A 10,753-nucleotide genomic window follows, 5' to 3' on the forward strand; every position below is an offset into this window, starting at 1 on the left:
AAGACCAAAACCCCGGGTTAAATTTCTCCTGGCTGCCCCCGCCCTACCCTCCCCCTATCGTAAAAGTGTTGCTTTATTTAGCAGTCTACTGCGGGCGCATATATTAAATCTTCCATACCTTATCAAACGCTTCAGTAGCCATGTCTTGTGTTCTAGTCTTTATGTCGTTTACAGTCCAATCAGTAGCAGCTGCCACTTTCGGGGGTAATTTAAAGCCGTCTGCAACAAGTAGTCGCTTTTTTTCAGCGAACGGTTTGTTACGGAGTTTTTCATTCATCTTACTAGACACCAAAATAAGATTGCCAAGTTGCCCCACAACCTGTTCTGTAAAATCACCTATACCAATACGACTTTGTGAAACCAAATGTTCAATAGTCATCGCGTCTTTATCAATTACCACACCGACAGACCCGCTTTGATCTAAACCCATCAGGATATACTTTACAAGATTCCTGTGTTTTGTAAGGTTATCGGTATACAATATTTCTGGGAATAGAGCTTTTACCTCTTCAATAGACGGTACTTTCCCACGCAGTTTGGTTTTTAAGTCAGTGATTACTGCAAGAGTAGTAATGTTATCAGTCGCTTCAAAGAGCCGTCGTCCTAGTGCCGCATACATTCCAGAAATACCACCAGATGAACGCTGAGAGGTTACTGCCGTAAAAAGGAAGTGAAATTTTTCTATGACAACTATTGCATCCTGAACACCCTTCATTTTTATCTTTTTCCCTTTATATGCACGTATAAGAGAGAGAACGCAAGGCGTTTGTTGTACAACACGAAACAATTGCAGAGCACGAAGAGCATCAGCGATGCGGCGCTCTTGTTTAGTCCACTTACCAAACGAGACCTCATGAATACCACGATATAAAACCGCATCCGCAACAAGATCTTCGAGAAACTTTTTCGCCTCTGTCTTTCCTATCTTACGTTTTAATTCTTTAAAAAGCCTTTTTTCTGGTAAATAATCATACCGGGAGAGCCAGAAATGATGAATAAATGAATCTGTGGAGAGTTCAAATGTGGAACCTTCGATTGTTTCAAGTATGCGACTCCATTTAATCTTCGTTTGATCAACAGAAGCACTTTTGGTTTTAAGATGTTTCGTGATATGGTTCTTAACTAAGTCAGTCAAACTAAGATCTTTGCCTCGCGTGTTCAATGTCTCAAAAATTATATATGCATCATCTTCGTTATCCATTTTGACAAAAATAACCTTAAGATTCAGTAGCGCGTCTCGTATTTCGGTGAGGCGGTTCTTAACTTTTAATTTTTTTTGGTCATCTGTCAGTCCTGGATCACCCATAATACTCTCAACAACGCCATCAACTAAAATCTTTAATTGGTCATATGCTGTTTTAAGATTAGCTTCTTCGTGCATTGGACCGATTTCCAGTTCAGGCACACCACGATTTAAAATATGGTCTTGAAAAAACGGGTACGATGTTTCTGTTGATAATACATACTCTTCCTTATTGTCAATATTACGTCTTTCAATAAGAGCATGAATCCCACTAGCCATGTCTTTAAGATCTAGAGCGTCAAGAGCGTTTCTCAAAACGGCAAGAAGTATTGTAATTGTGGTCATACGCTGTTGACCGTCTACAAGGCCATACCGCTGGTTCCCCTCTTTGAAAACGACCATTGAACCGATGAAATAATCGGACGGATTATCACGCACAATATCATCCCAAAATTCTTGTATGTGTTCCCGGAGCCATGAGTACGGCCGTTGAAAACGGGGAATCCGATAGTATCCGGAGGAAAGGAGGTTTCGAATATCTTGGTCTGTAGATTCAATCTTCATATAATCCTCTTTTTGATTACCCTATTAGCTTTTTAATTCTTATATAGTTTATCACTTTTCGCGGCGAGCGAGCGGAGCGCTTGCCCGCCGCGTTAGCGACGGGCAAAGGGCGACGCCGCGAGCATAAGATGCAGTATACCGATTTCTTGCAAGGCCGCGGTTGTTGGCGCGGGCCTGGCCGCGTCAGCGGCCAGGGGGGCGCGCGGCCGCGCAGGGGCGGGGATAAAGGCGGCCCGGAGAGCCCCACGAACCGGCCCGCCTATGGCGGGCGGGCGCCGCGACCGCAGGGCGCGGCGGTGGGGCGAACAGCCGCAGCCGAGCCGCCCCCCCTGGCCGGCAACCCTGGCCGGGCTGGGCGGCTGGGCTGCGGCTGCGGAGGGCCGCCATAAGGAACTCCGCTTTATAAAGGAACTCCACCGCAAGTGTATTTGTTTTGCGGTCCGGAAGTTAACATAACAGGGTTATGTTAACCCAAGCCCGCCCGCCTCCTTAAAATCTATCAGGAACGGAGCGGGCGCAGTGGCGAAGCAATACGGCGGGGAAAGGGCAACTTACGATAATATATATATTATCGCTTCTAAGTTGCCCGGTTCCGCGCTTCGCGGAATTCCCCGCCGTATTGCCGCTTCCGGACCGCAAAACAAATACACTTGCGTATAAGCTTGCCCCTTCCTTATTTCTTGCAAGGCCGCAGTCGTTAGCGCGGGCCTTGGCGCCGAAGGCGGCAAGGGGGGCGCGCGGCCGCGCCAGGGGCGGGGCATAAGGTGCGGCCCGGAGGCCCCACGAACTGGCCCGCCTGGCGGGCGAGCGCCACGGCCAGCAGGCCGGGGCGGTGGGGCGAACGGCCAAAGAGCGCAACCTTTCCCGCCTAAAAGCTGGGCGGGAAAGGTTGGGCTACTGGCCGCGTAGGGCCGTTTCATTGTCGTGGGAGGCGGGGGGAGCTGCCCGCTCAGGCGTGGTCGTTGTAAGGAACCGGCCTGGCCTAAGCGAAGCGCAGGTCTGGCCGGCTTTCCTTTTTATGGGGAACTCTACTTCGTGAAGAGCGGCCCCGCGTCCGGCTGCGCCGCCTTTACCGCGCAAGCGGGGAAGGCGGCGCGGCTGGCCGCGAAGGGCCGTTTCCTCAGACCTAAGATGGCTGTAAACGCGCTTTTAAGGCGTTTAGGGGGAAAGGGTCGTTTAGGCCGGGAAAGCGGTGCCAGGCGCTGCCGGCGGCGGTTGTATGGGGGCGTAGATCTGGGGAGCTCAGCGCCGCTTGGCTTTCAGAAGACCCTTGGCCGGGTTGAAGTCCACGTCCGGCCAGGGCGGTACCCAGATGAGCTGGCCGGTCTTGGGGTGCCGGACATGGCGGCCGGGGCGTATCTTCTTGGTGAAAGAGCCGAAGTCTTTAAAATAAACCCGCTCGCCTTTCCGGAGGCTGCCGGCCATCTTCGCCAGGATCGAGTCTATGATCGCGGTGGCGTCCACCAGGGAGAGAAAGAACTCCTTGGCGATCGCCCGGGCAAGCTGGCTCTGGTTCATTTGCGCTTCCGCTTCGTGCCGGCTTCGTGCGCGGCGATCCATTCCAGGATGGTCTTGGAGATCTTCCCCAGGTCGGTGGGGTTGTGTTTGATAACCGAGGCCGCGGTCTGGTCCCAGGTGAGGTCGGTCTTCTTTAAATATTTTTCTATAGCCGCTGCCATATCAGCTTTCATGACGGTGTTGCGCTTGGCTGCTTTAGCCAAGGCGACGGCTTCAACAATGACGGCCTCGACGACAACATCGAAGTCGTCTATAAACTTTTTCACCGCCGACGCCTGGGAGCGCATCTTCTTGGCCGTGGTGATGTAAGCTTTAACTGTGGTGGGCTTAACGATTCCTGTTTTAGCGGCCATGAGCTGCCTCCGTTTCGGGGTGAGTAAGCTTGAATACCATCAGGTCTTTAATAGCCTGGTTCAGGTTCTTCATCTCGTAGATCTTCAGGGCTTCCTCGTTGCCGCCTATGATCGGGACCATGACTACGTCTAGCGTCTCGGTCAACTTGGCGGTGGATATAGATTCGGCTTCGAGGCCGTAGAGCGTCACCTTGCCGTTCTTCTCTTCGACCAGGTACTTCTGGTTCTTGTAGTGCCGCGCTGAAACGTCCGCGAGCCACTTCTTGTTTTTGGCTGCCATGTCGGCACCGGCGCGGATGGGATAGCGGGCCAGCATGATCTGCTCGGGGGTGAGCATGTCAGGGTTGATCAGGTCGTAGACCTTGGTGTTTTTAATCTTGTAGTGATTGAGGTTTTTTATGAAGGCGTCCCGGATTATCCAGCCGGAGGGGTCGTAGTCAACTATGCTGTAGAGGTAGAACGAACGCCTGAGATTTATCTTTGCGGCCGGTGCCGGCAGGCGCAGCATCATGGGCCGGTCCGCCAGGACCTGGCCGGTCTTCACTTTCTTCAGGTCGTCCACGAAGTACTCGACGTTCATCACCGAGGGCTGGCCGCCCAGGGCGATAACGGAAACGTTGTGCTGCTGCTGGAGCTCGGTGAGATAGCCGAAGTGGCCGAGCTTCTCCGAGAAGGGAATGAAGTTGGCGTTTACGCCGACTTTCTTGTTGGCCTCGTTCTCGTCCCGGAAGCCGATATCCTTATAGGTCATGAGCTGGAAGACTCTCACCATGTCGGCAATGTTTTCAGTGAGCTTCTTATACTGGTCGGTGTCTTTGGAAAGCGAGTCCGCCCGGGCGAGCGTGGACTTGATGTACATATACCAGTAGGTGCGGATCAGTTCGTGGAATTCCTTCTCGCCGGCGGCGATGCGCTCCTTCATCTGCCAGACCAGGTTGCGCATGAGCCGGGAGACGTTGACCGGGTAGAGGCTGGCGCCGTCGGGTTTGAAATTCTTTACGAGCCAGTCTTTGTCCTGGTCGTGGATAAGTTCGTCGTAATGGCGGATGCCGGCTTTCCGGAGGCGTTCTCCGAGGGATTTTGTCATAGAAAAGAGTATATAATCAAATATAGCTGTTTAACAACCTTTTTTAGGCTGATATAGGCTAACAGCCTATTTCAAGGGGTGTTTTTAGAGTATCAAAAAGAGGCCAAATAGTGCCCTATTCTAGGTGGGTGATTTGGGGCTTTTGGGGGACCGCTCCCCCTAGTTTTTGCCGCAGCGCTGGCTAAACACTTATTTCAACTTGAAGAACTTCGCAAATGCTTTTAAATCAAGCCCCATCCCTGCAAAATTGGGCTGGAGAATCAGCGCATCAAGAAAAGCACCCCGCTTACCTTTCTTTAATTCTTTAGCCACTTCAAAGTCCGGGAGTCCTTTTTTATCTTTTATGTCTCTAAATACTTTTTCAATCAAGATGACCACATCAGAAGTATTCTTACATGCTTTACGGAGAGGAATAAGCAGCATCCGGGCAGCCGATGAAGGCTCTTGTTTTTCTGTATGCAACTGAAAATACTGCGGATGGATTGTGGTTATTAATATCGCTGGCAGTATTTCTTCGGCTGGTTGACCATTCACATGGTGCCAGGATAAAACTTCGTCGGTGAAATGATTGCCGACTGTACCTCTCATAACAACAGCGGCGTGCCGTGATGCTAAATCAGCCATCTTTCCAAAATTTTTATACAAGACGTCCGCTAAAGGTTCATCCCAGCCATAATCTAAAAGGTAAAGATAGTATTCCCTTTTTGCTTCGATAGGTAACTCGCCCAATGAATGGATCATTAACCCCATATTACCTCCCATGACTATCTTATTTACCGCTTTATTTCAGCCGGCTGTCTTCTCTTTTGTCGTCCAGAAACCCTCGAAGATGTAGCCGACTTTGAAGCCCAGGGCCGGCTTGAGCATCCCGGCTCCGCCGCCCACGTTGTCCAGATCGATATCGGTAAGCCTGTAATAAATATCAAAGGTCAGGCCCGTCGGAGTATCGGCGTATTCCTCGGTCGTGTAAAGCAGCCCTGCAGAAATAACCGGGGCCGCGTAGAACGTTGTATCGGACATGCCCAGGTCGGCCACAGCCGAGGCGGTAAAACGTAAAGGCTTCCCCTGGACTTTCGGGGCTATGTATTCCATCCCGAGCATGAGGTCCCAAAGATAAAAGGTGTTTCGCCCGGTTCTGGCGCTGTCCACTTTAACGCTTTGGAACTGCAGACCGCCGGTCTTGGAGAAAGTTTCATTCCCTACCGCCCGAAAGCCGAAACCCCAGGGCTTAACATTGAGGGTGCCGCCGCCGCCCGACAAGGAAAGGTCCTGGGACGTTGGCAGGATAAAATAATACTCGTTGGCAGAAACCCATTTATAAACGGGCTTAGCCTCGGCCGCCAGAACATCCATAGCACAGACGGCCAGGAGAAATGAAAATATTAACACTAAACTTTTCCCCATAAGCTTACTGGCTCCGCGCCCGGCGCCGGATAAGTGAGATATTCCACCTGGCGAAACGGCGGTATTGGCGAAAGCCGGCCCGGTCTGCCGCTGTTGCTGCAGAGCCGAGACGCTTCTCAAGGCTTTCGACACTGCGTAAGAGTTTTAAAAAGCAATCCATCTTCCCCCCAGCCCTAAGCCTGATTTACTTCTCAGTGAAAACTATTTTTATCTTGCCGCCGGTGGCGGTCGCCCGGTACGGCCTGGTGCCGGCGTTGATATACTCCGCGAAGGCTTTTGCAGTGGCGGCTGCGGTCTGGCCAGGCTTTAGCACTGTTGGGATATTCCAGCCGGCGACATGATCGGTTGTGCCATCAGGGCGCATATAGCGAAAGATCGAAAGCCATAAATCCATGGTGCCATCGATGCCGGGCTCGATCCTGCCGGTGGCTGTTCCGGAGATCTCCGCGCGGCCGGGAATGCCGCCAACTGTCACTTTTGCAACGGTGACTTTAATCTTTTGGGTTTTGTCGTAAGAGGCCGCGTCCAGGGTGGCGCCCTTCGCGAGTTCTACTTCTGGAATATACACGTGCCCTTTCTTTTGTTTCATCACACACCCTTACCTTATTATTTTGTCCCTCACGTCGGGCTGTTTGTAATTTAAGGCATTTTTCTTCGCCGCCCAGTTTGGCTGTCAGCTCGATCTTATTTTACCGCCAGCGAAGAGACCCTATTTTCCCCTTCATGTTCTTAATGCGGTTTATGCCAAAGAGTATATAGTTTGGTGATATATGTATAACGAGTCAACGGCGGAGAAAACTTTTCAGGGAACTTGGCCACATATTCACGTATGTCTTCAAAATACGACTTTTTAAATTCATCTCTAAGGATTAGATCCGCCTCATACTTTTGACAGCCATCCTCATAGGCGTTTAAAACTTTTTCCACAGAACTGTCAAATATCATTTTTAGGTTCGCTAACTCTTGACCTTCATCTTGGGTTAAGCCTGATTTGGCAGATAAGTGGGCCAGTTTCATGGATACGTTTTCGACTTGTGTTTTAGCACTGTCTACAGAATTTTTCACTTGATGCAAAAGTGCCGCTTTGCTTGACCGCTTGTTCGCAGAATACGCGGCACAGCTAATCACTATTGCTATTAGGGAAAAAACAAGCGATATAATTGTTAGCCAGAATGGTGTGTTTGTCATTCCTTTTTCCCCAGTTCTTTTTTAATCATTTGTATCATCTGAATAAATTTTCTACTATCCTCGGCGAAGTTCTTAAACCCTTTGGCTTGTGCTTCGGGAGAGAATTGTTTTTCTATTTCTAAAACCAGTGTGTTGGTATCAACTTCTGTTAAAGACTCGCCTGATTTTGTGTATCGTAGAGTTTTAATATTTGCAATTAAATCAGAAACCAAGGTTGGAGAATCGATGTGCTGCCTAATGTAAGTAGCGTATTCTTTTCCTAAATCTTGAAATGTTGGCATGTTGGCATACCCTCCTTATTCTGCGAGATCGAGATTATTCCCCTGGAGTACTTTCTCATAAACTAACGCGCCGGATGAAGCGCTTTTTTAGACTTCTTAAGAGAAACTCCGCGGTAATACAGCGTGTCTGCACTTAGGTCTTGTTCATGAGGCCAATCTACACCGCCGGAAATAATGCGGACTTTTTTAAGATAGGATTCGTTTTTAAGTTCTTTAAAAACTCCCTTATTCAGGTAAGGTCCAACATCGAATAGTCTGGATTCCCCATTACCGAATTGGACACAAAGTTTATATCCAGGCATTACTTCTACTTTTGCGATTTGCGGAGTCATTTCATCACCTCAATGGTTGAATTTTAAAAACCTTCTGACCTTCAACAGCCAGTTTCCAATCAGCCATCAAATCATCTTTATGAATTTCAATCCACGCTTGGACCAGCCTTAGCTTTGCGGCCTTGAGACTTCCACCTAACACAAGCCCGCTTGGAATAGCAATCACCACATTTTGATCGCCGTACTGGGCATGGATGTGGGGCGCCTTATGCTTATCCCTGTCAAAATGAAACATACGAACGATAATCCCGTAAAACATAGAGAGGACTGGCATGATATCTCCTTTTTCCTAATCCTATAATATCAGATTCTCTTATTCGCTAAATCGTATTGCTTTCTCTTTTCCGCTTAAGAACTCGGCCGCGAGCTTTAGGTCTTCAGGGAAGACATCCACATAAAACCTTAACGTCGTCGCCACGTCCGAGTGGCCCAGGTAACGCTGCACAAGCTTGGCGTTGCCGGTTCTTTTTAATAGTTTTGTCGCGGCGGTGTGCCTTAGCGCGTGTGGCGTGAACTCGCCCTCGATCCCGGCTTCTTTGAGCCACTTCTTAAAATCTCTTTGTGTCTGCCGGCAGCTGAGCCTGGCGCTCTCTCTGGAAACGAACAGCGGTGCGGCCGGCGCCAGGCTTTCGCCGCGCCGGCGTTTATACCGAAGAAACCGCGCCAGGCGCTCCTGCAGGTCTTTGGGGAAATATACTGTTTTAAATCGCTCTAGTTTTTCGCCGTCGCGCGTCCAGCCTTTTACCTGGACATTAACTTTTGTCCGGGAGGCGTCTTCAATATTAAGCCGGAGAGCTTCTCCGAGGCGCAGCCCGGTCACAAGCATAAGGCGGTAAAGCATATGCGCGCGCTCAGCGTCTTTGCGCTTGCTCAAGACGTTCAGCAGGGTTTCTTCTTCTTCCGGATCAAGGCACTTAATATTTTGGCTCATTGCGGCCGCTCCGCGGGCCCAGCCGCCTGTAATTCAAGGCATTTCACTACGCCGCCCAGCTTGGCCGACAGCATCCAGTCGTAAAGCCCTTTTTCAATGGACACTATTATCGGCCTTCCGGTAACGGTTTTCTGCGCGTTTAATTCTTTAATGGCTTTTTCAAAATTCTGCTTCCGTGTGCTTTTATATTTGTGCCAGCCGGCCGCCGGCAGGGAGAGTTCTTTTATAAGGTCTGTCAGGGTTTTATTGTATTCCATGCCGTCCAACCCGATAAGTATCGGTTCAATGAACAGCCTTATCAGGAACGCCAGCTCGCCGTGGATATGCGCCAGTTCCTTGGGCCGGCTTACAGTATGGCGTTCCAGAAGCTGGACGCTGAGCGGCGTTGAAAATTTAATTTTAAGGACTGTTTCAGGCTGACCACGCTTCTTCCCTTCGGCGAGTTCAACACCGTCTAATAAACTAAATCCGTAGCCGGTTATGTTTTTTAAATTCAGCGCTGACAGGTCAAAATAATATGGCATTGTCTTAAGGTCATAGACCATACTTGTAAGCCAGGTTAAACCTTGTCCGCCGAACGTCTTCCAGTCTAAGGCCTTGGCCAGTTCCCGGATTGAGACGAAACAGTAACAGGTAACAGCGCCGGAAGGATATTTATCGCGTGGGCAGTCCTGATCAACCCAAATACTTTCTATCGCGGCTAAAACCTTTGCGTGTTCCGCCGTTAAAATGCCGCGTTCACGGTCCCCCGGTTTAACCCGGCCGCGCAACAACGGAACAACAGAAACATCACCATCAAGTGTTCTGAATTTCGCAAGAACACGGTCGGACTTGGCCTTATTAGTGGAAAGCGTGAAAAATGAAGAGCTGATGAAAGTGGCCCAGGGAATGATTTCTTTTCCGTAAGGCACCGCCATTGTGCCTTGATCAACCTCCCCTTCTTTTTTAATCGGGCGGATGTTGGTGAAAAGGGTTAATTGTGTGTCTTCAAAATAGGTTTTGATTTTTTGCCGGCCCGGGGGATTTTGTTTTTCTTTATCCCCCCCTGCTTTATCAAGCTGCTTCTTCAACAAGGTTGTAAGGTATTTGGCCGGATTACGGATTTGCCGGGTCTGTATCTGGTATTTTAGTTCGCCGAATTCTCCAGCTACTACTGGCTCCCCCAGTTCCCTTAAAGCCTTCTCCAGGAAAGGCTTGCTTTTAGGATCCTTGGTTACCCCAAGTATTTCATCTATCAAATAGGAGGTCATTCTGTGTCCTTTTCGGATAGTTATCAACAGGGTTTTTGCGAAAAATCGTAACGATTCTAATCGTTATATTCTTTCCGAATTCTAGAGCCCGGTTTTTCATTGAGGACGATTTATCCCATATGCCATAGCTTTTTATCCCATATGCCATAGCTTTAAGGCGGTTTTTATCCCATATGCCATAGCTTTTGTGCCTTTATTTTGCAGCTGGCCGGGCTTGTTGATAACTCAAAAAGCTTACCTTAAAAAACCAATAAGTTAAGCGCCCAAATGTTTGATTATTAGGTCGTCAATTGTGCGCGATACTGGGACCCCCACATCAACCCGGCGCTGCCACAAAAGCTTTGAGGCTTTCCTGGACACATATATAGTGTGCTTAACCTTGCCGTTATCGGCTTGGGCTTCCTCACGCACGCCCTTGCGCGCCACCCACTTCGTTATAGCCGCCGTCAGCTTCGCTTTCGCCATTTTAAAACCTCCTCAGCCAAACCATTAAATTCTTCCGCCGCGATACTTTCCGGCGCGTATTCGTGGACTGTTTGCCCCACAATCCCGGCCTCGCATAGGGCGACCCGCTGGCAGATTTCCGCCTTTAGAATTGGCAG

At 49.5% G+C, this 10,753-nt stretch carries 14 protein-coding genes; all 14 read right to left on the bottom strand.

Annotated elements, in window-relative coordinates:
- Window positions 1-103: 103 nt before the first annotated feature.
- The 14 genes from NTX59_00945 to NTX59_01010 all read right to left on the bottom strand — a co-directional run bounded on the left by NTX59_00945 (window position 104) and on the right by NTX59_01010 (window position 10,616).
- Window positions 104-1,807, bottom strand: a complete 1,704-nt coding sequence (locus NTX59_00945; protein MCX5784235.1) for a DUF262 domain-containing HNH endonuclease family protein — start codon at window positions 1,805-1,807, stop codon at window positions 104-106.
- Between the two features lie 1,242 nt (window positions 1,808-3,049).
- Entirely contained in the window at window positions 3,050-3,325 is a 276-nt protein-coding gene (locus NTX59_00950) for an HU family DNA-binding protein (protein MCX5784236.1), read from the bottom strand.
- The gene (locus NTX59_00955) at window positions 3,322-3,678 is read right to left on the bottom strand and encodes a hypothetical protein (protein ID MCX5784237.1); all 357 of its coding nucleotides are present in this window, start codon (window positions 3,676-3,678) and stop codon (window positions 3,322-3,324) included. The genes NTX59_00950 and NTX59_00955 overlap by 4 nt, the downstream gene beginning before the upstream one ends.
- Window positions 3,668-4,765: a hypothetical protein gene (locus tag NTX59_00960; protein ID MCX5784238.1), complete on the bottom strand. Its 1,098-nt coding sequence runs from the start codon at window positions 4,763-4,765 to the stop codon at window positions 3,668-3,670. The genes NTX59_00955 and NTX59_00960 overlap by 11 nt, the downstream gene beginning before the upstream one ends.
- 189 nt (window positions 4,766-4,954) lie before the next feature.
- Window positions 4,955-5,515: a hypothetical protein gene (locus NTX59_00965; GenBank protein ID MCX5784239.1), complete on the bottom strand. Its 561-nt coding sequence runs from the start codon at window positions 5,513-5,515 to the stop codon at window positions 4,955-4,957.
- A 36-nt stretch (window positions 5,516-5,551) separates the two neighbouring features.
- On the bottom strand, window positions 5,552-6,169 hold the full coding sequence (locus NTX59_00970; GenBank protein ID MCX5784240.1) for a hypothetical protein: 618 nt from the start codon (window positions 6,167-6,169) through the stop codon (window positions 5,552-5,554).
- A gap of 184 nt (window positions 6,170-6,353) precedes the next feature.
- The gene (locus NTX59_00975; GenBank protein MCX5784241.1) at window positions 6,354-6,758 is read right to left on the bottom strand and encodes a hypothetical protein; all 405 of its coding nucleotides are present in this window, start codon (window positions 6,756-6,758) and stop codon (window positions 6,354-6,356) included.
- Window positions 6,759-6,898: 140 nt separating this feature from the next.
- Window positions 6,899-7,357, bottom strand: a complete 459-nt coding sequence (locus NTX59_00980) for a hypothetical protein (GenBank protein MCX5784242.1) — start codon at window positions 7,355-7,357, stop codon at window positions 6,899-6,901.
- Complete coding sequence (locus NTX59_00985; protein ID MCX5784243.1) at window positions 7,354-7,638, bottom strand: hypothetical protein; 285 nt, start codon at window positions 7,636-7,638, stop codon at window positions 7,354-7,356. Before NTX59_00985 ends, NTX59_00980 begins: the two co-directional genes overlap by 4 nt.
- A gap of 62 nt (window positions 7,639-7,700) precedes the next feature.
- Window positions 7,701-7,970 (bottom strand): DUF2442 domain-containing protein, encoded by a 270-nt coding sequence (locus NTX59_00990; GenBank protein ID MCX5784244.1) that lies wholly within the window; start codon window positions 7,968-7,970, stop codon window positions 7,701-7,703.
- 4 nt (window positions 7,971-7,974) lie between these two features.
- A complete protein-coding gene (locus NTX59_00995; GenBank protein MCX5784245.1) occupies window positions 7,975-8,244 on the bottom strand; it encodes a DUF4160 domain-containing protein in 270 nt (89 codons plus the stop codon).
- A 39-nt stretch (window positions 8,245-8,283) separates the two neighbouring features.
- Window positions 8,284-8,901 carry a tyrosine-type recombinase/integrase gene (locus tag NTX59_01000; protein MCX5784246.1) on the bottom strand — a complete coding sequence of 206 codons (618 nt, stop codon included), beginning with the start codon at window positions 8,899-8,901 and terminating at the stop codon, window positions 8,284-8,286.
- Window positions 8,898-10,151 (bottom strand): hypothetical protein, encoded by a 1,254-nt coding sequence (locus NTX59_01005; protein ID MCX5784247.1) that lies wholly within the window; start codon window positions 10,149-10,151, stop codon window positions 8,898-8,900. Before NTX59_01005 ends, NTX59_01000 begins: the two co-directional genes overlap by 4 nt.
- 255 nt (window positions 10,152-10,406) lie before the next feature.
- Complete coding sequence (locus tag NTX59_01010) at window positions 10,407-10,616, bottom strand: hypothetical protein (protein MCX5784248.1); 210 nt, start codon at window positions 10,614-10,616, stop codon at window positions 10,407-10,409.
- Window positions 10,617-10,753 lie beyond the last annotated feature (137 nt).

It is taken from the genome of Elusimicrobiota bacterium (assembly GCA_026388155.1).
GTDB lineage: Bacteria > Elusimicrobiota > Elusimicrobia > Elusimicrobiales > UBA9959 > UBA9634.